This window comes from Pseudomonas sp. BJa5 (assembly GCF_030272875.2).
Lineage (GTDB): Bacteria > Pseudomonadota > Gammaproteobacteria > Pseudomonadales > Pseudomonadaceae > Aquipseudomonas.
The window spans coordinates 1-25460 of record NZ_JALRNG020000002.1; the positions used below are offsets into that span (position 1 = coordinate 1).

Genomic DNA, 25460 nt, shown 5'->3' on the forward strand with positions numbered 1-25460 from the left:
CGCAGGCTTCGCCAGCTCCTACGGTCGGCAGGCGATTGCCGGGTATCTGTGGGAGCTGCCGCCAGGCTGCGATCGGCTGCGCAGCAGACGCAACCCGGACACCTCGGAGTATCAGGGATACAGTGGGCGCAGGTTTTACGACCGCTTCGCGGTCGATCGCAGCCTGGCGGCAGCGGCTACTGGGTCGCCAGCAGTTCGGTGATCCACTGCACCTGGCGGGCCAGGTCCTGCGCCTTGCCCTCGGGCACCGCCTGCCGCGCCCGGGCGAAATGGGCCAGGGTGCGCTGCTTCAGGCGCAGCCTGCGCTGCCACTTGACCAGGAAGGCCGGGCTGCGTGCCTGCATCTGCAGCGGGCCGAAGTACAGCTCCTTGGCGCTGTACTGCACCGGCCCGCTGCGCTCGGCGACGATGATTTCGTAGTCGAAGCGGTTTTCCCGCAGCACCTCCTCGCAGAGGATGCGATAACCATGGTCCATCAGCCACTGGCGCAACGGCTGCTCGCCGCCATTGGGCTGCAGGATCAGGCGCTCCTGTCCGCTCAAGTGCGCCTTGCCGCTGTCGAGGATGTCGCGGATGGTTTCGCCGCCCATGCCGCAGAAGCTGATCGCGGTGATCCCGTCCCCGGGCTCGATCGCCGCCAGGCCATTGGCCAGGCGCACGCTGATCTGCGCTTCCAGGCCCAGCTCGCGCACGGTGCGCTCGGCCGAGCGAAACGGCGTCAACGCCACCTCGCCAGCCACCGCAGCGCTGATCGCGCCACGGCGCATCAAGGCCACCGGCAGGTAGCCGTGATCCGAGCCGATATCGGCCAGTCGCGCCCCGGCCGGCACCTGCGCCGCCACGCGCTCCAGGCGCATGGACAATGTCTGTTCGTTCAACTGCAGCCCCTTTTCACCTGCAACCTCCGGCACCGCTGGCCGGACAGGGCGCGATTCTGTCGGGCAATGCCGGGTATTTCAACTTTATGCGACCAGAGTCAGGGCGCCCGGTTAGGTATCCAGCAGCGGAGCCAGCAGCGCACACATGCCGCGCCAGTGCGAACCCTCCCAGTAAATCCGTTTGCAGGCATCGCAGCGCAGGAAGCGCGAGTAGAGGGCGGCCACCCGTGGCGGCACCTGTGGCCGGGCCAGCTCCGGGCTGATTTCGTGCAGCGCCTGGTTGCAATGCAGGCACAGGCTGAAGGGGCGGGCGCTACGTGCCAGGTCGAGGCGCTCGAACACTTCGCGCAGTTGCAGGGAGGGTTTGAGGGCATGCACGTAGCAGCCGTGGCTGATGATCCGCCGCTTGAGCAGTTCGCGATCGCGGGTCAGCACGATGCGGCCATCCCGCGCAGCGATCTCGGCGATCTGGCTATCCTCGAAGGCATTGTCGTAGAGGGTGTCGAAGCCGCTCATGCGCAGCAGGCTGGCCAGCCCGCCCAGGTGCGCGTCGGCGATGAAGCGCAGCACCCGTAGCGGGTGCAGGCGCACCTTCAGCAGCGGGCTGATGTCCAGCGCGTCGAACTTGGGGTACACCGCCAGGCGGTCACCGTCGAAGATCAACTGCTCGAAGCCCACCGACTCGTCGTTGAGCAGCACCAACTCGACCTCGGTGTGCGGTACCCCGAGCGCCTCGATCATGTGCTTGACCGTGGCCCCTTGCGCGCACGCGCAGGTGAAGGACTGGCGCCGCCGTTCGACCGGCAGGAAATCGTTGAGCTCCTCGTAGAAGCGGAAGGTTGCACGGGTCATGTCCAACAGTATGGCAGGGCTGCAGGAGGCGTGCGTCCATCACCCCTCGCGATGGTAGAGCGCTAGCGCCGCATCCAGGGTTTCTCGCACATGGGCACGTAGTCGAGCAGGCGCCAGGACCTCGATATCTGCGGCATTGCTGAGCAAGAACAGACGCAACCCCTGGGTGTCTTCCAGCCGGCAGGCCAATACCCATCCATAGCGGTCTTGCGTCAGTACCTGATTGTCACACAGCGGGTTCTCCGTGAGCCGGTTGTGCAGGTTGGGGCTCAAGCGCAGTTGCAGATCGACAGGGCCGTCGCCGTGAATCGTCACCAGGTCGCGCTGTGCTTCGGTTGACGCGGGATCGTAACCGGGCGGCTCGGCAATGGTTGCCACCGTGGTCCGGACACTGACCACTCGGTGCAGCATGAGCGCGCAGAGGGTGCCCGGTCCGTTGCTGCTGTACTTGCCCCGGGGCGCTCCCGCTTCAGGCGCTTTGCCGGCTGGCCACTCCTCGCTGTCGACAAAGGCCGACAAGTAGATGTTCGAGTCCTGGTAAGAGAGCGCCAAGGGTTTCAGAAAGTAGGTGCACTGCACGTCGCCGGCTCCACGTGGCCGATAGACCACCTGCAGGTTCACGTCGTCGCGCATGGCATTCTGAATCGTCTCCAGGTGGTCCGGGTTGTAGTTCCCTGGATGGAGCACGGTAAAACGAGTCCCCGTGCGGATGCGTCCTTCGGCCAACAGGTTGCGTCTTGCCCCGGCGGCGACCGACCCGGCGGCATATTCACGCAGCGTCGCCAGCTCCCCCACCTCAACACGAAACCCGAAGCGCTCTGCATGCTGGAACACGGCCGACAGCGTCATCGACTCAGTCGGTGAAAGGACCAGGTCTAGGCTTGAGCGGTTGAGCCGCCAATAGCGGGCCCGACGATCCTTTCCGCCTTCCTTGATCTCTGTCACCAGCTTGGGCTCGGTCAGTGCCTGAAGATCATTGCGGGTTGTTCGGCTGGAGTAGGGGCCGAACCATTTTTCCAACGCTTCGTGAATCTCGTCGGTCGCCATGTTGCGCGCTTCGCGCCGCAGGATTTCGCGTATCGCTTTGCGACGTTCCGCACGATCGGGCGCGGTGTACTGGGTGCCAGTCAAAAAAGATGTCCTCAAATGGTGGGTGCGGAAAAAAGGATGTCGTACCGGCCTGTAGCATTCCTCTGGCTGGCACGCAATTTCGCGGTGAGCGCCAGCCCACAGGAGCATCGATGAAAACCCGACAAGCCCACGCCACTCTCCCTCACGTCCCTGAGTTTATCGGCTGGCTGGCCACTGAACTTGATTCCAGAACCCTGTTCAAGCATCAGTATGTCGATCGTCGCAGCGGCGCCAAATGGTCTTGCGAGAGTCTCTATGACGCCTACCGGGGCTACGCCTGGAATCACCCCGGCAACGCCCGCCTGTCGTTCAACCCTGGCGCCAGCGCCGACAGCAATGCCCATGCACTGGAGGCGTTGCGCCAGGATCTGCAGGCGGCCGGCAGCGACGACGAGCGGGTACTGCAAGGTGCACTTGATGTCATGGCCTGGGGCGGTGTCAGTGCGCACAACGCCCAGTGGCTCAAGGCCAACAAGGTGGGCCTGGGGCGCATGGTGCAGGATGTGAAAGCTGCGTTGATCAAAAAGGACCCCGATGCTCCGATCCTTCGCTCCAATACGCTGCGCTTCAACTCCGGGATGACCAAGATCTACTCGCTCGTCTGCCCGGAGTTTGTGATCTACGACAGCCGCGTAGCCGCAGGTCTTGGCCGGCTGGTGGTGCAGTACTGCAAGGCGAAGGGGCTCACCCGGGTACCTGAAGGCCTGAACTTCCCCTGGGCGGCGGCAAAGGAAGGGGAGAACAGCACTGATCCGAAGAACCGTAATCCCAGCACCGGCACGCTTCAGTTCAAGCGCCTGCGCTCGGGTTCGCACCATGCGCGCTGGAACATGAACGCCAGCTGGGTATTGAGCCAGGTAGCCAGCCATGCGCGCTGCGCCGCCAGCCCGTTCCGCACCGGTGTTACCCCGGCACAGACGTTGCGGGCGATCGAGCAGGCGCTGTTCATGATCGGGTATGACCTGGGCGCTGCCGCGAATGCGTGATGAACGATTCAACCGAACTTGATTGCAGAGGTGCCCGATGACTCAGTTGACCCCGTTGCAGTGCTTGATCCTGAACCTGGCAGAGGGTGGTATTGCGGGTACGGCGCTGCGCGCGTCGGTGATGCGCGCCCATCCGGGACTCACCGACAGCGAATACCTGTCTGCGCTGCTCCTGCTTCAGAATCAGCAGCGCCTGATTGGCGCAGATACGGCCGGATTGTGGATTTTTTTCTCGATTTGCGCGGATGATAGCGAGGCCGATGCGCCCGAATACAGTCCGCAGTTTGCCGAACGGATCATTGCGGCCGATGCCGGGGAATGGACCGAGGTGTGCCCGGATGAGTTGATTGCCGAGCTGGATGCGATGCTGGCGCAGGCGCGTGCGCGACAGAAGCCTGGGGCGTGAGCCGGACTGAAGTCAGACCCCGGCAGCCCTTTTGTGAGTGGAGGTGTTCGAAATGCAACTCATGACGTTGAAAATCGACAATCCGCAGCTGACCAACTTCATCCTGGGCCAGACGCATTTCATCAAGTCCGTCGAAGACCTCCACGAAGCGTTGGTCAACGCCGTGCCAGGTATCCGCTTCGGTGTGGCCTTTTGCGAGGCCTCTGGCCAATGCCTGGTGCGCTGGTCTGGCACCGATGAGGCGATGATCGAGCTGGCACGGACGAACGCGAGTGCCATCGGCGCAGGCCATAGCTTCGTCATTTTCCTCGGCGAGGGGTTTTATCCGCTGAACGTGCTCAATGCCATCAAGATGGTTCCGGAGGTCTGCCGCATTTTCTGTGCGACCGCCAATCCGACCGAGGTGATTCTTGCCGAGACGGACCAAGGGCGGGCGATCCTCGGCGTGGTGGATGGCTTCAGTCCCAAGGGTATTGAAGATGACGACGATATCCAGGGGCGCAAGAATCTGTTGCGCCAGATTGGCTACAAATTGTGAACATGTCGTACTCCGGCGCGCCCACGTCCTTCAGCGATCACGACAGACTCATGATGGGCAGGGCGCTGGAGCAGGGTCGATGCGCGCTTCCCGGTTGTCTGCCCAATCCACCTGTCGGTTGCGTGATCGTGCATGAGGGTGTCGTGGTCGCCAGTGGTTTCACCCAGGCACCAGGCCGGCACCACGCCGAAGCAATGGCGCTGTCGCAGCTGGAGCCGGGGCTCGATGACCTGACGGCGTACGTCACGCTCGAGCCCTGTTCATTCACTGGGCGAACGCCTTCATGTGCCCGGGCATTGGTGAGATCGGGCATTGCACGGGTGCATGTGGCGATGCTCGATCCCGACCCCCGCAACGCCGGGGCGGGGATCGAGATCCTTCGCCAGGCAGGTATTGAAGTTACGGTCGGTTTGCTCGAACACCAGGCTCGTCAGGACATGGGGCCTTATCTTCATCGTCAAGACGGGGATTGATTCAGGGGCTATCGCAGGCTTCGCCTGCTCCCACAGAAGCGGGACCACTGTGGGAGCCGGCAGAGCCGGCGATGGCGGCCATGACCACCCATCGGCCAGATCCCATGCCGGGTGCAGGCCACTAGACTTCATGGGGGGGACGAAATCAACGCACCTCAACTCAGGAGATCTGTGATGAACAGAACACCTTGGCTGGCGTTGGTAGTGGCGGTCGGGGCAATTTCCGGTTGCGCAAGCAAAACCGAGATTGTCGATGTCCCCCTCGATGCTACCCCGCAGAACGCAGAGCATATCGCCCGGGCCACCCTCAGCCCGGTGGGCAACCAGACCGCCATCCAGCTCACCGTCGGTGGCGTCCCGCACGACCTGGCTGTCCCCAGTCGGTTGGTCACGGCGATCTACGCAGGTTCTTGCGACCATTTGGGCGCCCAACCGGCCTACCAGACCCGTCAGGCCAACAGCGTCGATTACCCCTCGATGGCCCCGCGCACCCGGTTCTGGGCCCAGGCGCCGGTGACGCTGGGCGAACTGAGCAAGGGTGACTATGCCTTGCTGGTCAGCACCAGCCCGGCCGACGGCAGCCGTCCGCTGTTCTGCGGCAAGATCAGCGCGGGCTGATCCTGCCCATCACGGGGTACGCAGTGGTGCCTCACTGGCCAGGGTACGGTCGACCAGGCGGATACTGTCGCGTCCCCCGCGCTTGGATGCATAGAGCGCCGCATCGCCTTGCTCGATCAAGGCCGCCAGGCTTGCTGGCGGCTGGTCGAACAGGGTGGCGCCGATGCTCAGGGTCACCGCTTCCGGCGTTGTGAATGCCTGGGCGGCGGCGTGCTGGAACTGCTCGCGCAGGGCACTGCCCAGCGAATTGATGTGCTCGCTGGAGGTATTGCTCAGCAGGATGACGAACTCGTCACCCCCAAGCCTTGCTGCCAGCGCGCCTTCGGGCAGGTGCGAACGAATCATCTCGCTCAGGGCGATAAGCAGTCGGTCACCGGCCAGGTGTCCGTGCAGGTCGTTGACGCCCTTGAACTTGTCGATATCGATCAGCAGCAAGGCGCCGGGCCGGGCAGGGGAGACTTCTTCCAGCAAGCGCGGCGCCCGCACTTCCAGGGCGCGGCGGTTGTACAGGGCGGTCAGCGGATCGCGGGCGGCCAGGCGGGCGATGCGCTCCTCACGGCGGTGGCGTTCGGTGCCGGTCATCGACAGGGCGATCAGCATGATCGCCATGGTGCCCTCGACCAGGGAGACCTGGATGATCTGGCCCTGGAAGGCGGCCAGGTCAATCAGCGTGCCCGGCACCAGGGGCACCAGGGACTTGGCCAGGTAGAACAACCCGTGGGCCAGCAGCACATAACGCAGTTGCACGGCGCCGACGCTCAGCGACTTGCCATGAGGGCGCAGCAGCAGGCTGGCCCTGAGGGTCAGCAGCGCGACCAGCAGCGAGTTGGCCAGCAACATGACCTTGGACCACCACTGGCCGTCCGGCAACAGCAACAGGGCCAGCCAGCTGGCGAACACCAGGTACCAGGCGCGGGACGAACGGGTCTGGGTGAAGCGCGCAACGCCCATCAGGAACAGCCAGTGGGCCAGCACCAGCAGGCCGTTGGCAAACCAGATGCCGATCAGCAGCAGGCCGCTCATGCGCAGCAGGGCGAGTGTCGAGCCGATGCTGATAGTGGCAAAGCCCGCGCTCCAGTACAGCAGTGAAGATTCGCGGATGCTGCGCCACTCGATCGCCAGGTACAGCCCGGCGGCGGCAGCCAGGGCGATCGAGAGGGTCAGCATGGTAGGAGGGTCGAGCGCCATGGCGAACAAATTTCGTGGGAAAGGTGCCCGATTGTAAGCGCTCGCGGCGGATTTTTCCCGAGCCCCTCGTTTACTCCTGGCCCTGGCGCAGCCGGGTGCTGATCAGCGCCGCCAGCACCAGCAGCGAAGCGATCACCCACAGGCCGTTGCGGGTGCTGCCGGTGGTCTGTTCGATCAGGCCCATCACCGAAGGCCCGACGAAGCCACCGAGCAGGCCGCAGGTGGTGACGAAGGCCAGGCCCGCCGCCAGTGCGCTGCCGCTCAGGCGACTGGAGGGGAAGACGAAGATGATCGACTGCACCACGAACAGCATCAGCGCCGTCAGCGAGAAGCCGATCAGGCCGATGAACGAGTTGGACAGCGAGGCCAGCAGCAACCCGGCGGCCATGGTCAGCAAGCCGCAGAACAGCAGGGTGCGACAGCGGCCCGGGGTGGTCGCCAGGCGCGGCAGGGTCGCGGCGCCGAGGGCAGCGGCGATCCATGGCACCGAGGTCAGCAGGCCGATCTGGAACGGTGACAGCGCGCCGTAGGTGCCGATGATGCCGGGCAGGAAGAAGATCACGGTGTAGATGGTGATCTGGTGCACGAAGTACACCGCGATCGCCAGCCAGATCTGCTTGTCGCGGAACATCTGCCCCAGCCGGCTCTGTTGCGGCGCTGCGGCGCGTTCGGCATTCAGCCGGCATTCGATGTCGCGGACCTGGTCAGGCGACAGCCACGGCGCGGAGGCGGGACCGTCCGGCAGCTTCTTCCACACCACATAGGCCAGGGCCACCGCCGGCAGGCCTTCGATGACGAACAGCAACTGCCAGCCATGCCAGCCGAGCACGCCGTCCAGTTCCAGCAGGGCGCCGCCCAGCGGGCCGCTGAGGATATTGGCCAGGCACACGCCGAGCAGGAAGTAGCCGGTGGCACGGGCGCGCTGCTCGCGGTCGAACCAGTAGGTCAGGTAGAGCATCACGCCGGGGAACAGGCCGGCCTCGGCTACCCCGAGCAGCAGGCGCATGATGTAGAACGAGGTCTCGCCCTGGACGAAGGCCATGCCCGCCGAGAGCAGGCCCCAGGTGATCATGATGCGGGTGATCCAGAAGCGTGCGCCGACCCGGTGCATGATCAGGTTGCTCGGCACTTCGGCCAGCGAATAGGTGAGGAAGAACAGCCCGGCGCCCAGGCCGTAGGCCGCCGCCGACAGGCCCAGGTCGATGCCCATGCTGGCCTTGGCCAGGGCGATGTTGGTGCGGTCCAGGAAACTCATCACATAGACCACGATGAGCAGCGGCATCAGCTTGCGCAGCAGCAGGCCGTTGAGGCGTTGCTCGCCAGTGACGGCGGGCGCGGCGCTGGCCGTTGCGGTGTTGAGGATTGTCATTGTTGTTTCCCCGTTCAATGGTTCTGGCAGGTGCCGCGCACAGGGCGGCACCCACGGGCAGGTCTTAGCCTCGGCGAATATCCAGCCACACCGCGCCGTCGGGGTACTGGTAGCGCTCCAGGGTGTCGGCGCGCATCTCGATGCTGTAGCCCGGACGCTGCGGCGGCATGTAGCGGCCGCGACGGATCACCACCGGGTCGAGGAAGTGTTCGTGCAGGTGGTCGACGTACTCCAGCACGCGGTTGTGCAGCGACGCCGAGACGGCGATGTAGTCGAACAGGGCAATGTTCTGCACGTACTCACACAGGCCGACGCCGCCGCCATGGGGGCAGACCGGCACCTCGTACTTGGCGGCCATCAGCAGCACGATCAGCACCTCGTTCAGACCGCCCAGGCGGGCCGCGTCGAGCTGGCAGAAGTCCAGCGCACCGGCCTGGAACATCTGCTTGAACATCACCCGGTTGTGGCAGTGCTCGCCGGTGGCCACGCCGATCGGCGCAATGCGCTGGCGGATGGCGGCATGGCCGAGGATGTCGTCGGGGCTGGTCGGCTCTTCGATCCACAGCGGCTCGAAGGCGGCCAGGCGGCGCATGTTGTCTACTGCTTCATCGACGCTCCATACCTGGTTGGCGTCCATCATCAGGGTGTGTTCCCAGCCCATTTCCTCGCGCAGGATGCGCGCGCGGCGAATGTCGTCTTCCAGGTTGGCGCCGATCTTCTGCTTGATGTGGGTCCAGCCATCGGCGATCGCTTCGCGGGCGAGCTTGCGCATTTTTTCTTCGCTGTAGCCCAGCCAGCCGGGGGCGGTGGTGTAGCCGGGGTAGCCTTCGCGCAGCATCTGCGCCTCGCGCTGGGCCTTGCCCGGGGCCTGGCGGCGCAGCAGGGCGATGGCTTCCTCGGGGGTGAGCACGTCGGTGACGTAGCTGAAGTCCAGGCAGCGCACCAGTTGCTCGGGCGTCATATCGGCCAGCAGTTTCCACACCGGCTTGCCTTCGTGCTTGGCCCACAGGTCCCACACGGCATTGACGATGGCGGCGGTGGCCAGGTGGATCACGCCTTTTTCCGGGCCGAGCCAGCGCAGCTGGCTGTCGCCGACGGTGAAGGCGTGCCAGAAGGCGCCCATGTCAGCGACGATTTCTTCCAGGGTCAGGCCGACGATCAGCGGCGCCAGTGATTGCACCGCGGCCGCGCAGATTTCGTTGCCACGGCCGATGGTGAAGGTCAGGCCATGGCCTTCCAGGCCGGCGGCGTCGGTGTGCAGCACGACATAGGCGGCCGAATAGTCCGGGGCGCTGTTCATGGCGTCGGAGCCGTCCAGCGACAGCGAAGTGGGGAAGCGGATGTCGCGAACGCTCAGGTGGGTAATGCGTATGCTCATGGCGGGCTCTAGTTGTGGTGACCTCTGGGAGACCTGACTGTAGGTTGTCGAGCGATACAGGCATAATCGCCAAATCCTAAGCAGGTATATCGGAATTGATATGTCTCTGAGCCCGCAAGACCCGCCACAGGCACCCCACAGCCTCGGCGCGCTGAAGATCTCCAGCCGCCAGATCACCCTGCTCAATGCCCTGGGCGAGTTCGGCAACCTGCGCCGCGCCGCGGCGGCCATGCACACCACGCAACCGGCCGCGAGCCTGTTGCTGCAACAGCTCGAAGACCGCCTCGGTGTGCGCCTGTTCGAGCGCTTGCCGCGGGGCATGCAGCCCACGCTCTATGGCGAGGTGATGATCCGCTACGCCCAGGGCGCACTGCACGAGTTCGAGCACGCCCAGGCGCAGATCGCGGAACTTGCCCGTGGCGCCGCGGGGCTGGTGCGGGTCGCCAGTGTCATGGGCCCGGTGCCGGGCTTGCTGACCCGCGCCGTGCTGGCCTACAAGCGTGACCATCCCAAGGTGCGCATCTCCCTGGAAGTCGGCACCAGCGACACCTTGCTGCCCGCGCTGCTGCGCGGCGATTTCGATGTGGTGGTGGGGCGCCTGCCCGACCAGGGCGACAGCCAGGACCTGAACATCGAACTGCTCGACAGCAATGAACCGATGCGTGTGATCGCCCGGGTCGACCATCCCCTGGCGTCGGCCCCGGCGCTGGCCCTGGCCGACCTGGTCGAGCTGACCTGGATCCTGCACCCCATCGGCAGCCCCATGCGCCGCCGGGTCGAGAGCGCCCTGCAGGCTGGCGGCATGGTGCAGTCGCTGGACATCGTCGAGACCGCCTCGATCCTCGCCACCACCGCCATGCTCGAAGCCTCGGACATGATTGCAGTGGTGCCCAACGATGTGGCCGAGCATTATGCGCGCTACGCCATGGTCGCCATCCTGCCGGTGGAGCTGCCGATCTCGATGGTCAACCTGGGCCTGCTGACCTTGCGCTCGCGGCCGCGGTCGGTGGCCCTGGACACCTTGCTCGACTACCTGCGGGCGCACTAGCCATGGACTTTCATCTTCAAGAGGCTGTCTGCTGATGCCGTCGGACATTACCCATTCCAGTTTCTGCAACTGGATCCGCTTCAAGCACCTGGTGCTGATCGACACCCTGGCGCGCACCCGCAACATGCACGCCACCGCCACGCGGATGAACCTCAGCCAGCCGGCCCTGAGCAAGATGCTGCGCGACCTGGAGGAGCAGTTCGGCTTCGCCCTGTTCGAGCGCCTGCCGCGCAGCATGCCGCCCACCGAGTTGGGCGAGTACGTGGTGCGCTACGCCCAGAGTGCACTGGCCGATTCCCAGCAGTTCGTCGATCAGGTCAACCGGCTGCGCAAGGGCGGCCACGGTTCGATCCGCATCGGCGGGATCTTCGCCGCCACCGCCGTGGTCATGCCCCAGGCGATCGCCGCGATCAAGGCGCGCAGCCCGTTGCTGTCGATCGAAGTGGTGGAGCACTCCAGCGACCATCTGCTGGCGATGATGGAGCAGAACAAGCTCGACCTGATGATCGGCCGTTTCACCGAGGAGCGCTTCAGCCAGCAGTTCGACTTCCAGGCGCTGGAGCCCGAACCCTTCAGCCTGGTGGTCAATCGCGAGCATCCGCTGAACCAGCTCGAGTGCACGCCGCTGGAGGCCCTGGGCGACTGGCCGTGGGTGCTGTACCCGCTCGGCACGCCGATTCGCGAGCGCCTGGAGCAGGCCTTCCGGGTCGCCGGCATCGCCACGCCGGCCGACAGCATCGATACCATCTCGATGCCGATGTTCCTGCAACTGCTGCAGTCGGGGCCGATGATCGCCATGTTGCCGCGCTCGATGGTCGCCGCCCAGCTTGCCAGCGGCCAGTTCAGGGAACTGCAGACCCCGCTGCACCTGGCGCCGCTGGAGTACGGCGTGATCACCCGCAAGGACGAGCCACCCACCGGTTCGGCCCGGGAATTCGTCGACATCCTGCTCGATTTCGCCCATCAGCGCCGCGCCGGGGAGGGCGGGGCAAGCGATTGATAAACGCGGGTCGATAAGCGGTAGCGATAACCCCAGGTTATCGCGTGATCGGATCATCTCATTGGGAATGTTGCGCCTGGCTCCTTACAGTTATCGCAGATTCGCCCGGCAAGCACGGGCGTGGCCATAACAAGAAGTCAGCCGCACCGCCCTGAGAGGTCCCATGCAACTGATTGCCAGCACCCGCAGCGGCGACCCCGCCGTGATCCGCCTCAACCCCCTGGACAACGTGGTGATCGCCCGCCAGGCGCTGCCTGAAGGTTTGCACCTGGACGCCGAAGCCGTCACCCTGCGCCAGCCGGTTCCTTCCGGGCACAAGGTCGCCACCGAGCGCGTCGAGCAGGGCCAGCCGCTGCGCCGCTACGGGCAGATCATCGGCTTTGCCTCGCAGGCCATCGAAGCGGGCGAGCACGTGCATGTGCACAACCTGCAGATGGGCGACTTTGCCCGCGACTATGCCTTCGGTGCCGATGCCAAGCCCACCCCGACACAGGGTGGGAGCAGCCATCATTGTGGGAGCGGGCTTGCCCCGCGATACGATGCCACTGACACACTGCAATCGCGGGGCAAGCCCGCTCCTACCGGGGCTGAGTCGGGGCAAAGCGGCGAGGCGGTGTTCCAGGGTATCGTGCGCGCCGATGGCCGGGTCGCCACCCGCAACTATGTCGGCATCCTCACCTCGGTGAACTGCTCGGCGACCGTGGCCCGGGCCGTGGCCGACCATTTTCGCCGCGACATCCACCCCGAGGCGCTGGCCGCCTACCCGAACATCGACGGCGTGGTGGCCCTGACCCACGGCGCCGGCTGCGCCGTCGACCCCAGCGGCGAAGCCCTGGGCCTGTTGCGCCGCACCCTGGCCGGCTACGCCGTGCACCCCAACTTCGCCGCCGTGCTGATCATCGGCCTGGGCTGCGAAACCAACCAGATCGAAAGCCTGCTGCAGAGCCAGGGCCTTGAGGCCGGCGATCAGCTACGGGCCTTCACCATCCAGGGCGTGGGCGGTACGTCGAAGACCATCGCCAGCGGCATCGAACAGGTCAAGGCGCTGCTGCCCAGGGCCAACCAGGTCAAGCGCGAGCCGGTCAGCGCCCGCCACCTGGTGGTCGGCCTGCAATGCGGCGGCTCCGACGGTTATTCCGGCATCACCGCCAACCCGGCGCTGGGCAATGCCGTCGACCGCCTGGTGGCGGCCGGGGGCACTGCGATCCTCTCGGAAACCCCGGAGATCTACGGCGCCGAGCACCTGCTGACGCGCCGCGCGGTCAGCCGCGAAGTGGGGGAGAAGCTCATCGCCCGCATCCACTGGTGGGAAGACTACTGCCAGCGCATGAACGCCGAGCTGAACAACAACCCCTCGGCCGGCAACAAGGCCGGGGGCCTGACCACCATCCTGGAAAAGTCCCTGGGGGCGGTGGCCAAGGCCGGCTCCAGCAACCTGGTGGACGTCTACCAGTACGCCGAAGCGGTGCGCGCCCAGGGCCTGGTGTTCATGGACACCCCCGGCTACGACCCGGTCTCGGCCACCGGGCAAGTCGCCGGCGGCGCCAACCTGATCGCCTTCACCACCGGCCGTGGCTCGGCCTACGGCTGCGCCCCGGCGCCGTCGATCAAGCTGGCGACCAACAACCGGGTGTTCGAACACCAGGAAGAGGACATGGACGTCAACTGCGGCGGCATCGCCGACGGCTCCACCAGCATTGAAGAACGCGGCGCCTACATCTTCGAAAAGATGCTGCGCATCGCCTCGGGCGAGCGCAGCAAGAGCGAACAGCACGGTTACGGGCAGAACGAGTTCGTGCCCTGGCAGATCGGCGCCGTGACCTGATTGACAGCCCTGCAACCCTTTTGAGGCGAAAGCATATGCACCCTAGCGGATACAACTTCATCGGCGGCCAGCGCAGCGCCCTGGGCGACACCCTGGTCTACAGCGTCGACGCCCACACCGGCGAGCGCCTGCCCGGCGCCTTCCACCAGGCCACCCTGGCCGAGGTCGATAACGCCGTGGCTGCTGCCAGCGCGGCGTTCCCGCTGTATCGCAACCTGCCCGCGGCACGCCGGGCCGAGTTTCTCGAAGCCATTGCCGACGAACTCGACGCCCTGGGCGACGATTTCATCGCCTTGACCTGCCAGGAAACCGCACTGCCCAGCGCCCGCATCCAGGGCGAGCGCGGCCGCACCAGCGGGCAGATGCGCCTGTTTGCCCAGGTGCTGCGCCGCGGTGACTTCTACGGTGCGCGCATCGACCGGGCACTGCCGGCGCGCACGCCGTTGCCACGTCCGGACCTGCGCCAGTACCGCATCGGTGTCGGACCGGTGGCGGTGTTCGGTGCCAGTAACTTCCCCCTGGCGTTCTCCACCGCTGGTGGTGACACCGCCGCCGCCCTGGCTGCCGGTTGCCCGGTGGTGTTCAAGGCCCACAGCGGCCACATGGCCACCGCCGAGCGGGTGGCCGAGGCGCTGATCCGCGCCGTCGAGCGCACCGGCATGCCGGCCGGGGTGTTCAACATGATCTTCGGTGGCGGCGTCGGCGAGGCGCTGGTCAAGCACCCGGGCATCCAGGCGGTGGGCTTTACCGGTTCGCTCAAGGGCGGCCGGGCCCTGTGCGACATGGCCGCCGCCCGGCCACAACCGATCCCGGTGTTCGCCGAGATGTCGAGCATCAACCCGGTGATCGTGCTGCCCGAGGCCCTGGCCAGCCGTGGTGTGCAGATGGCCAAGGAACTGAGCGCCTCGGTGGTGCAGGGCTGCGGCCAGTTCTGCACCAACCCCGGCCTGGTCCTGGGCATCCGCTCGCCGGCCTTCAGTGCCTTTATCGAGCACCTGACCGGCTACATGGCCGAGCAGGCGCCGCAGACCATGCTCAACGCCGGCACCTTGAACAGCTACGGCCACGGTGTACAGGCATTGCTGGCGCACCCACGCATCAAGCACCTGGGCGGCCTCACGCAGATGGGCAACCAGGCCCAGCCGCAACTGTTCGAGGCTGATGTCAGGCTGCTGCTGGAACAGGACGAATTGCTCCAGGAAGAAGTCTTCGGCCCCTGCACCGTGGTAGTCCAGGTCGCCGACGAGGCCGAACTGCTACGCGCCGTCGCGGCCTTGCGCGGCCAGCTTACGGCCACGCTGCTGGCCGACGACCAGGACCTGGCGGCCTTCGGGCAACTGTTCGGCGTGCTGGAAGTGAAGGTCGGCCGGGTGCTGCTCAACGGCTACCCGACCGGTGTCGAGGTGTGCGACGCCATGGTCCACGGCGGCCCGTACCCGGCCACTTCCGATGCCCGTGGTACCTCGGTCGGCACCCTGGCCATCGACCGCTTCCTGCGCCCGGTGTGCTACCAGAACGTGCCCGATGCCTTGCTGCCCCAAGCCTTGCAGAACGCCAACCCGCTGGGCATCCAGCGCCTGGTCGACGGCACGTTCAGCAACGCGGCCTTGAACTGACCATGGAGCCACTGGCATGACAGACGTCAAACGCTACGACGCCAACAAGCTCGCCGCCTTCGTCGAGCAGCTGTTCGAAACCGCCGGGGCCGATGCCGAGGTCGCCCGGGTGGTGACCCGGGTGCTGCTCGAAGGCGAATTGCTCGGTCATCGTACCCACGGCCTGAACCTGGTCAGCCGCTATATCGGCGGCCTGCTGGATGGGCAGGTCAAGGCGCGCGCCGAGCTGCTCGAACAGGTCTCGGACAGTGGCATCGCGACCCTGTTCGACGGCCACTATGTGCTCGGCCCCTATTGCGTCAGCCGCGCCCTGGACTGCGCGGCCAAGGGCGCGACGGAGCAGGGCATCGGTATCGCCGTGGTGCGCCGCGCCGCCCATATCGGTTGCCTGGCGGCGTACCTCAAGCCCTTCACCGACCGGGGCCTGCTGGCCATGGTCTATTCCTCCGACCCGTCGGTGGGGCTGGTGTGCGCCCACGGCGGCATCGACCCGGTCTACACGCCCAACCCGATTGCCGCCGGTATCCCCACCCGGGGCGAGCCGATCCTGCTGGATGTGAGCATGTCCACGGTCACCCTGGGCCTGGTTGGCCAGTGCCGCGATGCCGGCAGCAGCCTGGCGCACCCGGTGCTGGTGAGTAACGATGGGCGACTGAGCGACGACCCTCGTGATTTCTTCACCACCCCGCCAGGCAGCATCCTGCCCCTGGGCGGCCAGGCCTTCGGCCACAAGGGCTTTGCCCTGGCGATCCTGGTCGAGGCCCTGACCTCGGGGCTGGCCGGCCACGGCCGCAAGGACGCACCGGAGCAGTGGGGCGCCTCGGCCACCGCCGTGGTCATCGACCCACGCTTCTTCGGCGGGCTGGAAGCGTTCACCGCTGAAAGCTCGTTCCTCGGCCAGCTGATCCTGGCCAGCCGCCCGCTCGACCCCGAGCGCCCGGTGCGCCTGCCCGGCCAGGCAGGCCTGAAGCTACGCGAGCAGGCCCTGCGTGACGGCGTGAGCCTGGCGCAGAGCGTGGTCGATGCGCTCGACCAGCTCGCCGGGCAGTTGCAGCTGCCCACTCTTTCGCAATGACCGACCCTCATAACAGGTGTGCAGACATGACAGATAAAACGAACAACAACGCACCGCTGCAACTGAACCAGGACGCTGCCGTGTTCAACACCGGCAGTTGGGTCGGACGGGTCTGGCTGCCAGGGCAGGGGCCGGCGGTGGTGCTGGTCAAGGCCGGTGCCGTGCACGACATCAGCGCCCATGTGGCGACCGTCTCGGCGCTGCTGGAAGTGGCCGACCCGGTGGCCTACCTGCGCGCGCTGCCGCTGGGCGAGGCCCTGGTCGAATTGCCCGCCTTGCTGGACAACAGCGACCCGAGCCGTCGCGACGAGTCCTTGCCCTGGCTGCTGGCGCCGATCGATCTGCAGGCGGTCAAGGCGGCGGGTGTGACTTTCGCCGCCAGCCTGCTGGAGCGGGTGGTCGAGGAACAGGCCAAGGGCGACCCGGCCAAGGCCGAGGCGATCCGCGACACCCTGGCCAGCCGCATCGGTGCCGACCTTTCGCAGATCGTCCCGGGTTCGGCCCAGGCCGAGGCCCTGCGCAAAGTCCTGGTGGAGCAGGGCCTGTGGTCGCAGTACCTGGAAGTGGGCATCGGCCCGGACGCCGAAGTCTTCACCAAGGCCCAGCCGTTGTCGGCGGTCGGCCATGGCGCCGACATCGGCATTCACCCCAAGTCGAGCTGGAACAACCCCGAGCCTGAAGTGGTGCTGGCGGTGTCGAGCAACGGCACCGTCCACGGCGCCATGCTCGGCAACGACGTCAACCTGCGCGACTTCGAAGGGCGCAGCGCCTTGCTGCTGTCCAAGGCCAAGGACAACAACGCCTCGACCGCGCTGGGCCCGCTGCTGCGCCTGTTCGACGAAACCTTCAGCCTGGACGATGTGCGTAAGGCCGAAGTGGACCTGCGCGTCGAAGGCCAGGACGGCTTCGTCCTCCAGGGCCGCAGCTCCATGCGCCAGATCAGCCGCGACCCGGTCGACCTGGTGCGCCAGACCCTCAACGAAAACCACCAATACCCCGACGGCCTGGTGCTGTTCCTCGGTACCCTGTTCGCCCCCAAGCAGGACCGCGACCAGCCGGGCAATGGCTTCACCCACAAACCGGGCGACCTGGTGGCCATCAGCAACGCGCACCTTGGCACCTTGTGCAACCGCGTGACCACCAGCGACCAGGCGCCGCAGTGGGACTTCGGCCTGCGCGCGCTGATCGCAAGCCTCGGCCAGCGTGGCCTGCTCGAGGCCGCTGTGACCGCGCGCCAGCCCTGAGTGTCTGCATTACCCAAGGAAGAGCCGGTAACCCGCCGAAGGACCGCCCGGGCATAGCAACCGCTGCACAATAATAATAAGGGCCATCAGATGAACACACTGAAGAAGTATCAACGCATCACGGTTGTCTTCCTGCTGTTGATCGGCATCATCAACTACCTGGACCGTAGTGCGCTGTCGATCGCCAATACCTCGATCCAGAAAGACATGGCGATCAGCCCGTCGGAAATGGGCATCCTGCTGTCGGCGTTCTCCATCGCCTACGCCTTCGCCCAGTTGCCCATGGGCATGATCATCGACCGCCTGGGCAGCAAGATCGCCCTGGGGGCGTCGCTGATGGCCTGGTCGGTGGCCCAGGCGGCCTTCGGCATGGTCAGCAGCTTCGCCGGCTTCATGGGCCTGCGGGTGCTGCTGGGGATCGGCGAGGCGCCGATGTTCCCGTCGGCGGCCAAGGCCCTGTCCGAGTGGTTCGATGCCAACGAACGCGGCACCCCCACCGGTATCGTCTGGTCCTCGACGTGCCTGGGCCCATGCCTGGCACCGCCGTTGCTGACCCTGTTCATGGTCAACTTCGGCTGGCGCGGGATGTTCATCATCACCGGTCTGCTCGGCGTCGTCCTGGCCCTGTGCTGGCTGACCTTCTACAAGAGCAAGGCGCGCTACCTGGCCGAGCTTGAGGCCCAAGGCAAGCCATTGCCGAGCGAACACAAGGTCCAGGTGGCCAGCGCGCAGGCGCCGAAGGGCTCGTACTTCGCCGGCTGGCTCGACCTGTTCAAGCACCGCAGCACCTGGGGCGCAGTACTGGGCTTCATGGGCGTGATCTACATGCTCTGGCTGCACCTGACCTGGCTGCCCGGCTACTTCGAGCGCGAGCACGGGCTGAACCTGTACAAGACCGCCTGGGTGGTGTCGCTGGCCTATGGCTTTGGCGCGCTCGGCACCATCGTCGCCGGGCGCTTCTGTGACTTGCTGGTGCGCAGGGGCATGAGCATCCTGGCCAGCCGCAAGTTCAGCGTGATCACCGGCCTGGTGATGGCCGCGCTGTTCACCTTGCCGCTGTCGTTCGTCACCGGCCTGACCGGCTGCATCATCCTGCTGTGCCTGGCGCTGTTCAGCATCAACATGGCCAGCGCCACCGCCTGGATGATCGTCAACACCATCGTCGACAGCCGCCGGGTGGCCTCGTTCGGCTCGATCCAGAACTTCGGCGGCTACATTGCCGGTTCCGTTGCGCCGATCGTCACCGGCTTCAGCATCCAGTACTCGGGCTCGTTCAACACCGCGTTCATGATCAGCGCAATCGTCGCCCTGTGCTCGGCGGTGGCCTACTTCCTGCTGCTCAAGGCGCCGATCGGCAATAGCCAGCCTGCGCCCGAGCCGATGACCGCAGTCACCGAGTAACGTCCGTAGCCGCTGCCGCAGCTGTGGGAGCGGGCTTGCCCCGCGATGCGGCGGTGAGATCAATCGCGGGACAAGCCCGCTCCCACCGATCGCAGCCTGGCGGCAGCGGCTACACACAAACCTGCAGCCCTACGGGGCGCCCCGATGCCTGAATCTCTGCTATGCCTAATAGGTTGAAGCCTTGGTGTCAGGCGTGGTTGGCGAGGCATGAACACACCTGTATGGCTGCCGCCCGCCTGTGGCCTCGGCGCCCTGCAGGCGGGCGTGGCAAACGGTGCCGAGCCTGACCGGGAGGTGTCCCATGCTGTACATCATTCACTGGACCATCGACACGGAAAACCGCAACGCCGCCATGGTCCGCTTCAATCAGACCGGCGGCGTGCCACCCGCTGGTCTCAAGATCCTTGGCCGCTGGCATGTCGTGGGCAGTACCCAGGGCTTTGGCGTGGTCGAGACCGATAACGTGAACCTGGTGTACCAAATGGTGCTGGAATGGAGCGACCTGATGAATGTGCAGGTCTATCCGGCGGTCACTGACGAGCAATTGGCACCGTTGCTCAAGGCAGCGGTGAACCGGATGAGTGTTTGAGTGCGCCTGTTGTAGGAGCGGGCTTGCCCCGCGATTCGGTGGTGCGAGTGATCGCGGGGCAAGTCGAATCGTCGCACCGCCGCTCCTACAGTCAGTGCCTACTTGCCGTCCCCCTCCATGGTCGGGCTATGATCACGCCAAAAGAACCGGACCTTCTGGCCTATGCCCGTTGACCTGCAAGCGCTGTACCCCAAACTGATCCACCTGATGCTGGACACGGTGTTCGTGGTCGACCGGGATAACCAGATTGTGTTTGTCAGCGATGCCTGCCAGGCATTGCTGGGTTACCGTGCCGACGAGTTGACCGGCACCCCGATCACCGACTACATCCACCCCGACGACCTGGCGGTCACGCGGGCCTCCATCGTCCGGGTCATGAACGGCCAGTCCCACGTCGATTTTCGCAATCGCTATGTGCGCAAGGATGGCAGCATCGTCTACATCCTCTGGGCGGCCTTCTGGTCCGAGGAGGTGGGGGCGCGGATCGGTGTGGCGCGGGACGTGACGGCCCTGCGCCAGGCCGAGGAGGAGTTGCGCTTCCTGGCCCATCATGATCCGCTGACAGGCCTGACCAACCGATCGCTGTTCAACGATCGACTGGACTCGGCACTGCGCGCGGCCCACCGCCACAGCAGCACGCTGGCGCTGCTGTTCCTGGATATCAATGACTTCAAGGGCATCAATGATGTCCATGGCCATGCCATGGGTGACCAGGTGCTTTGCGTCATGGCAAGGCGCCTGGAAGCCTGTGTACGCGAGACCGATACCGTGGCGCGGATGGGCGGGGACGAGTTCACGGTGCTGTTGACCGATACCCGGTCGCAGGACGCGGTTGCCGAGAAGGTGGCGCAGATCCTCGCCGCCATGGCCGAGCCGCTGGGCGCCGAGTTCGGCGGGATCAGCATGCCGTCCTGCAGTATCGGCGTGGCCCGTTATCCTGCGGACGGGGAGAATGCGGACTCGCTGCTCAGCCATGCCGATGGCGATATGTACCGGATCAAGCGGCAGCGCTGCGCAAGGGGGTAATGCTTCGGCACAGTGCGGTGGGACTGAATCCAGCGCAGGACTTGTGGGGCTCTCAAGCCGATCTAGACTCCGTAACTCATGGAGTTCGGAATGTTGAGCGTGTGCGTCTTCGGATCGCCCACCGCCGTTCACAGGTTCGTTTCCCTCGCGCATTCCCAAAGCAAGGATATCGACGATGCCCCACTCGCTAAAGCTGCTGTCCATTGCCGTCCTGAGCGTCTCCTTCGGTGTGCAATCGCTTCAGGCCGCCGAACCGCCGGCCTCGCCGCTGATCAAGCAGATCAACAATGGCAACTGGCTCGACCCCAAGGAGGCCGAGGGCCTGCGCGACGAGCTGTACTACCAGCGTGCGGTGTTCGCCTACATGACCATGCTGCCGGCGCTCAACACCATCGGCATGAAGGAGGGGTCGGAGAAGGCCTTCGGTGCCGGCTACAACGTATTGCCGATCTGGAAGCAGCGCATGGACTCGCGGACCATGGTGCCCACGCCGAACGCCGACGTGATCTACTCCATGAGCTACCTCGACCTGAAGCAGACCGGCCCGCTGGTGGTGAAAGCGCCGGCCAACGTGATCGGCATGTTCACCGACTTCTTCCAGCGCACCCTCACCGACGTTGGCGCCATCGGCCCCGATCGGGCCCGTGGCGGCCTGTATCTGCTGCTGCCACCGGACTACAACGGTCCGGTGCCGGGCGGCTACTTCGCGGTCAAGTCGCGTACCTACAACGTCTTCCTGTTCTTCCGCACCGTGATGGCCAAGGGGGAAGGCAAGCCTGACCCGGCACCGGCCGTGAAGAATGCCGAGGCGACCCGTGTCTACCCGCTCTGGGCGACCGAGAAAGACGCCAAGCCGATGCAGTTCCCCGATGCCAGCGGCAAGTCGCTGAACATGATGTACCCCGTCGATAACAGCTACTGGACCAAGCTCAAGGCCTTTGTCGATTATGAGCCGGTCGAGGCGATCGATCCGGAACTGCGCGGCGTGCTGGCTTCCATCGGCATTATCAAGGGGCAACCCTTCGAGCCGAACCAGCAGCAACAGGAACTGCTGAAGAAGGCGGTGGAAACCGCACCGAAGATGATCCTCGCCAACCGCCAGCTGGGGCGCGACGACAAGCGCAACCTCTACTACAACGATCGCCAGTACGAGAACACCTGGGCCGGCGGCACCAACGACTGGATGCAGGAAAGCTACCTGGACGTGAACCAGCGGGCCAACTTCTTCCAGTTCGCCTATTCCTCGGCACCGGCGATGGTGATGCACACCACCGGCGCAGGCTCCAAGTATCCCTTCACCGGCCGTGACAAGGAAGGCAAGTTCCTGGAAGGGGGCAGCACCTACAAACTGCGCTTGCCGCCGAACCCGCCCGCCGCATTGTTCTGGGCGGTGACGGCGTACAACATCACCGATGGCACCATGCCGGAAACCCAGCAGCTACTGCCGTCCACCAACGGCTATTACGACATCCCCAAGCAGCCGGACGGCGCCATCGAAATCTGGTTCGGTCCGCAGAAACCCCAGGACGTGGCCGACGCGGCCTTTATCCAGACCATCCCCGGACGCAACTTCCTGGTCGCGCTACGCCTCTACGGCAGCGAAGACCCGTTCTATGACCAGACCTGGAAGCCGGATGATGTGGTGAAGGTCAAGTAGCGAGCTGGGCGCTTCTGGCCGACGACTGCCAGGGCATGTTCTGTCAGTCGACTGTTGAGGGACGCAGGCAACCGACAGCCATGCAGACCAGGCTGTCGAGCAAGGCCGGATGTTCCAGGTGCGCCGGAATGTCTTCCAATATAGAGCGGATCACACTGCGCAAGCCCTGGCCGAGCAAATAGGCCGCCAGGGCAGGGTGCTCCGTGGTGATCTCATGCTCATACAGGTGCAGCAGCGGCAGCCAGGTCGCTTCGATGAACTCACCTGCCGTTTGATACGGCCCGCGCCACATGCCCAGGTGAAGGGCGGAGTGGTAACGCAGGTGAAAGGCCTGGTTCAGTTTGAACAGGCGTGTTTCAACTCGAATGATGTTGGCCAGAATATCGCGCAGTGCCGATTTCAAGGGCACGCCAACCAGCCGCTCGCGCACGTTCAGTAGTTCTTCGGATTCCTCGTCGAGAATCCGCTCGTACAGCAAGGCTATGATCGAATCCTTGTTGGGGAAGTACTGGTAGATCGAGCCGACTGCGACCCCTGAAACTTCCGCGATGCGGGCGACCGTCAGTGAGGCTTCGCCCGTTTCATCCAGAATCCGCAGGCACGCCTGCTCCACGGCCTCCACCAGTGCGCGAGAGCGTGATTGAGTCGGCCGCTTGCGCAACGCGGGAAGCTGCTCGCGGGTAGCGCTTGGGCTTTTCTTCGGTTCACTGCCTTTTTTGCTCATGAGAATCCGAGTGCTGCGCTTGTGGTGGCGCTAGCGTTCCAATATTTATTAATTAAATCAATTACTTATAGTGGTAGTCGGGCATCCAGGGAATGCGAATATCTGCGCCTTGGCGACCTGAGTATGATCGTTTTCGTCGATCAGACAACGTCCAAACGCGCATTGATGCGCTCTACAAGATCGGATATTCAGCCCTACCGGGAGATTGCCCATGTCGTCATCTTTCACCGTCCGGCCCCTTGGTCCTAGCCTGGGCGCCGAAGTGCTTGATCTTGATCCTGCCTCAGTGGTGTTGCCGGAAACGCTGGCGGCGCTAGAGGCGGCACTGGTCAAACATGAAGCCATCGTACTGTCTGTACCCGGGTTACGGCCCGAGCAACACCTGGCGATTGCCCAGCACTTCGGTGAGCCGGAAGTTCACACCTTCTATCCCAACCTGGGCGAAGGCTTCGAGCAGATCACCGTGATCGACTCCCGGCAGGGCGATCGGGCCGATATGTGGCACCACGACGAGAGCTTTCTGCCCAGTCCGCCGATCATCACCATGACCCACGCGCAGATTCTGCCGCCGCGTGGCGGCGATACCTGCTGGATCAGCATGACCACTGCGTACGACGCGTTGTCCCAGCGCATGAAGCACTACCTTGAAGGCCTGAGCGCCTGGCACGACATGAACGGACCGATGACGGCGGCGCTGCGCCAGAACGTCGTCAGCCACGCGCGCTATGTCGAGGTCATCACGATGAACCGCAGGCACCTGCATCCGCTGGTCATCGAGCACCCGGTTTCAGGTCGCAAGGCGTTGTACCTGAGCCCGACCTACACCACCCATATCGACGGCCTGGCAAGCCCCGAAAGCGATGCAATCCTCGGCTACCTGAATGCCCATTGCCAGCAGGTTCAATTCGGCTTCCGCCATCGCTGGCGTGTCGGCGACATGCTGCTCTGGGACAACCGCAGTGTGCTGCACAACGCCATCCTGGACTATCAACCGCACCAACGGCGCATGCATCGCACCTCGGTGTTCGCTCGCGGGGCTTCCCATGCCTGACTCACTGATGGGTCGATCAGCGTTTGCATCGCTCGCTCGGAGGAAATCGCCATGTTGAAGGATGAACTGAACCATGACTTGCTGGCCCGTTTCATTCCCAGGCCAGGTCGCTACCCGCTGCTGCCCGAATTGACACCGCGCCAGCGTGTGGCGTTGCTGTGCCGGGTCTTGTCCCGCGAGGGCTACAACGACCATATCGCCGGCCACATCACCGTTCGCCAGGATGACGGCACTTACCTGGCCAACCCGTGGGAGCTGACCTGGGGGGAGCTGACCGCCTCGGATATCCTGCGCCTCGATCAGCACGGCAAGGTGATCGAGGGTGACTGGAACATTACCCCGGCCATCAACCTGCACATAGATGTGCACGCGGCACGCCATGATGTCGGCGTGGTGATCCACAATCACCCGCAGTGGGGATCGGTGTGGTCGGCAGTCGGGCGTATTCCGCCGATCTACGACCAGACCTCAGCCTTGGTCGACACGGACCCGGTGCTCTATGACGAGTACCGGGGCACGGTCGAAGACCTTGAACTGGGCCGCGCCGCCGTAGAGGCACTGGGTACGCAAAAATGGGCGCTGCTTGCCAACCATGGCGTGCTGGTGGTGGCCAATGGCATTCGCCAGGCGCACTTGCGGGCGATCACGCTGGAATGGCGCAGTCGTCTGGCCTGGCGGGTCGAGATGCTCGGAGGCGGCTCACCGTTACCCGCCAGCGTCGCGCTCGCAACCGGGGCGCGTACCGATGCCAACGGCTTCCCGTTCCTGTGGGAAGCCATGGCGCGGGAGGAGATCCGGCGCGATCCGACAGTGCTTGAATAAGCTTCTCCCAGTGGGGCAAACGGCGGGGTAGAAGTCCTCGTCGCTTCCGCTCTCAGGCCCCACTGTGTGTCCGGGGCCGAGTGGCCGATTGCGAGCGGGGCGTCAGGATGGCCAAGGCCACCGCCACGATCAAAAGCGCTGGCACGTCACCTGCCAAGTGCCCCAGTTGCCCCGGCTGGGTGACCGCCTGGACGGCCATGATTGCTGCATGTACGGCGCTGGACCACACGGTGAACCAGATCAGGCTCAGATTGGCCAATGGATCACGTGCGGCCAGGATCAAGAACACGCCCAGTGTGGCGTAGATGCCAACGATCATCATCGGGTAGTCCGAGTGACCGACATGCCAGGCCCAGCCGGACGGCCAGAACAACATCAGTGGGTAGAGCGCGAGGCACGCGAGGCCGGCCAGAACCAGAACGACGCGCAAGTGCCTGAGGCGATCGACTAGGGTCATGGCGGGCTCCTCTTTGGGCTGATTCTGGATTGCCCCCAGTCGGCTGAGCGCTGAAGGGGGTTGAACACCATGGACGCTCGCGACCGGTTGAATCCGCAAGCCAAAACA

The 25460-nt window shown here is 65.0% G+C and carries 25 protein-coding genes; 17 read left to right on the forward strand and 8 right to left on the reverse strand.

The window, feature by feature from the left end:
* Positions 1–176 precede the first annotated feature (176 nt).
* The 3 genes from M2D63_RS01160 to M2D63_RS01170 form a co-directional block, all read right to left on the reverse strand.
* Complete coding sequence (locus M2D63_RS01160; protein WP_285860890.1) at positions 177–878, reverse strand: tRNA (adenine(22)-N(1))-methyltransferase TrmK; 702 nt, start codon at positions 876–878, stop codon at positions 177–179.
* 111 nt (positions 879–989) lie between these two features.
* Positions 990–1730 carry a Mut7-C RNAse domain-containing protein gene (locus M2D63_RS01165; RefSeq protein WP_285860891.1) on the reverse strand — a complete coding sequence of 247 codons (741 nt, stop codon included), beginning with the start codon at positions 1728–1730 and terminating at the stop codon, positions 990–992.
* Between the two features lie 39 nt (positions 1731–1769).
* The gene (locus M2D63_RS01170) at positions 1770–2861 is read right to left on the reverse strand and encodes a YafY family protein (RefSeq protein WP_285860892.1); all 1092 of its coding nucleotides are present in this window, start codon (positions 2859–2861) and stop codon (positions 1770–1772) included.
* Positions 2862–2971: 110 nt separating this feature from the next.
* On the opposite strand from M2D63_RS01170, the gene M2D63_RS01175 reads away from it, so the two are divergent.
* The 5 genes from M2D63_RS01175 (at position 2972) to M2D63_RS01195 (ending at position 5882) form a co-directional block, all read left to right on the forward strand.
* A complete protein-coding gene (locus M2D63_RS01175) occupies positions 2972–3847 on the forward strand; it encodes a hypothetical protein (protein ID WP_285860893.1) in 876 nt (291 codons plus the stop codon).
* Between the two features lie 37 nt (positions 3848–3884).
* Positions 3885–4253, forward strand: a complete 369-nt coding sequence (locus M2D63_RS01180; RefSeq protein WP_285860894.1) for a hypothetical protein — start codon at positions 3885–3887, stop codon at positions 4251–4253.
* 52 nt (positions 4254–4305) lie between these two features.
* Positions 4306–4791 (forward strand): adenosine-specific kinase, encoded by a 486-nt coding sequence (locus M2D63_RS01185; protein ID WP_285860895.1) that lies wholly within the window; start codon positions 4306–4308, stop codon positions 4789–4791.
* Between the two features lie 2 nt (positions 4792–4793).
* Positions 4794–5264: a bifunctional diaminohydroxyphosphoribosylaminopyrimidine deaminase/5-amino-6-(5-phosphoribosylamino)uracil reductase RibD gene (locus tag M2D63_RS01190; RefSeq protein ID WP_285860896.1), complete on the forward strand. Its 471-nt coding sequence runs from the start codon at positions 4794–4796 to the stop codon at positions 5262–5264.
* A gap of 174 nt (positions 5265–5438) precedes the next feature.
* Complete coding sequence (locus M2D63_RS01195; RefSeq protein WP_285860897.1) at positions 5439–5882, forward strand: hypothetical protein; 444 nt, start codon at positions 5439–5441, stop codon at positions 5880–5882.
* Between the two features lie 9 nt (positions 5883–5891).
* Here the strand turns inward: M2D63_RS01195 and M2D63_RS01200 are convergent, their stop codons facing one another.
* From M2D63_RS01200 to M2D63_RS01210, 3 genes are all read right to left on the reverse strand, one after another.
* On the reverse strand, positions 5892–7070 hold the full coding sequence (locus M2D63_RS01200) for a GGDEF domain-containing protein (protein WP_285860899.1): 1179 nt from the start codon (positions 7068–7070) through the stop codon (positions 5892–5894).
* A 70-nt stretch (positions 7071–7140) separates the two neighbouring features.
* Positions 7141–8439 carry an MFS transporter gene (locus M2D63_RS01205; protein WP_285860900.1) on the reverse strand — a complete coding sequence of 433 codons (1299 nt, stop codon included), beginning with the start codon at positions 8437–8439 and terminating at the stop codon, positions 7141–7143.
* Positions 8440–8503: 64 nt separating this feature from the next.
* Positions 8504–9817: an L-fuconate dehydratase gene (locus M2D63_RS01210; protein WP_285860901.1), complete on the reverse strand. Its 1314-nt coding sequence runs from the start codon at positions 9815–9817 to the stop codon at positions 8504–8506.
* A gap of 100 nt (positions 9818–9917) precedes the next feature.
* Between M2D63_RS01210 and M2D63_RS01215 the strand changes: the two genes are divergently transcribed.
* From M2D63_RS01215 to M2D63_RS01260, 10 genes are all read left to right on the forward strand, one after another.
* On the forward strand, positions 9918–10865 hold the full coding sequence (locus M2D63_RS01215; RefSeq protein ID WP_285860902.1) for a LysR substrate-binding domain-containing protein: 948 nt from the start codon (positions 9918–9920) through the stop codon (positions 10863–10865).
* Positions 10866–10899: 34 nt separating this feature from the next.
* A complete protein-coding gene (locus M2D63_RS01220) occupies positions 10900–11865 on the forward strand; it encodes a LysR family transcriptional regulator (RefSeq protein ID WP_285860903.1) in 966 nt (321 codons plus the stop codon).
* 163 nt (positions 11866–12028) lie between these two features.
* The gene (locus M2D63_RS01225) at positions 12029–13690 is read left to right on the forward strand and encodes a UxaA family hydrolase (protein ID WP_285860904.1); all 1662 of its coding nucleotides are present in this window, start codon (positions 12029–12031) and stop codon (positions 13688–13690) included.
* Positions 13691–13725: 35 nt separating this feature from the next.
* Complete coding sequence (locus M2D63_RS01230) at positions 13726–15306, forward strand: aldehyde dehydrogenase (NADP(+)) (protein ID WP_285860905.1); 1581 nt, start codon at positions 13726–13728, stop codon at positions 15304–15306.
* Between the two features lie 16 nt (positions 15307–15322).
* The gene (locus tag M2D63_RS01235; RefSeq protein ID WP_285860906.1) at positions 15323–16381 is read left to right on the forward strand and encodes an Ldh family oxidoreductase; all 1059 of its coding nucleotides are present in this window, start codon (positions 15323–15325) and stop codon (positions 16379–16381) included.
* 26 nt (positions 16382–16407) lie between these two features.
* Positions 16408–17625, forward strand: a complete 1218-nt coding sequence (locus M2D63_RS01240; RefSeq protein ID WP_285860907.1) for a fumarylacetoacetate hydrolase family protein — start codon at positions 16408–16410, stop codon at positions 17623–17625.
* A gap of 90 nt (positions 17626–17715) precedes the next feature.
* Complete coding sequence (locus M2D63_RS01245; protein WP_285860908.1) at positions 17716–19026, forward strand: MFS transporter; 1311 nt, start codon at positions 17716–17718, stop codon at positions 19024–19026.
* Positions 19027–19327: 301 nt separating this feature from the next.
* Complete coding sequence (locus M2D63_RS01250; protein WP_285860909.1) at positions 19328–19615, forward strand: DUF3303 domain-containing protein; 288 nt, start codon at positions 19328–19330, stop codon at positions 19613–19615.
* Between the two features lie 162 nt (positions 19616–19777).
* Positions 19778–20641, forward strand: coding sequence for a sensor domain-containing diguanylate cyclase (locus tag M2D63_RS01255; protein WP_285860910.1), 864 nt, complete (start codon positions 19778–19780; stop codon positions 20639–20641).
* A 175-nt stretch (positions 20642–20816) separates the two neighbouring features.
* Entirely contained in the window at positions 20817–22298 is a 1482-nt protein-coding gene (locus M2D63_RS01260) for a DUF1254 domain-containing protein (protein ID WP_285860911.1), read from the forward strand.
* A 43-nt stretch (positions 22299–22341) separates the two neighbouring features.
* On the opposite strand, the gene M2D63_RS01265 is transcribed toward M2D63_RS01260, so the two are convergent.
* On the reverse strand, positions 22342–23022 hold the full coding sequence (locus M2D63_RS01265; RefSeq protein ID WP_285860913.1) for a TetR/AcrR family transcriptional regulator: 681 nt from the start codon (positions 23020–23022) through the stop codon (positions 22342–22344).
* Positions 23023–23233: 211 nt separating this feature from the next.
* On the opposite strand from M2D63_RS01265, the gene M2D63_RS01270 reads away from it, so the two are divergent.
* Complete coding sequence (locus M2D63_RS01270) at positions 23234–24073, forward strand: TauD/TfdA family dioxygenase (protein WP_285860914.1); 840 nt, start codon at positions 23234–23236, stop codon at positions 24071–24073.
* Between the two features lie 51 nt (positions 24074–24124).
* A complete protein-coding gene (locus M2D63_RS01275; RefSeq protein WP_285860915.1) occupies positions 24125–24895 on the forward strand; it encodes a class II aldolase/adducin family protein in 771 nt (256 codons plus the stop codon).
* A 52-nt stretch (positions 24896–24947) separates the two neighbouring features.
* On the opposite strand, the gene M2D63_RS01280 is transcribed toward M2D63_RS01275, so the two are convergent.
* Positions 24948–25352, reverse strand: a complete 405-nt coding sequence (locus tag M2D63_RS01280; protein WP_285860916.1) for a DUF6632 domain-containing protein — start codon at positions 25350–25352, stop codon at positions 24948–24950.
* Positions 25353–25460 lie beyond the last annotated feature (108 nt).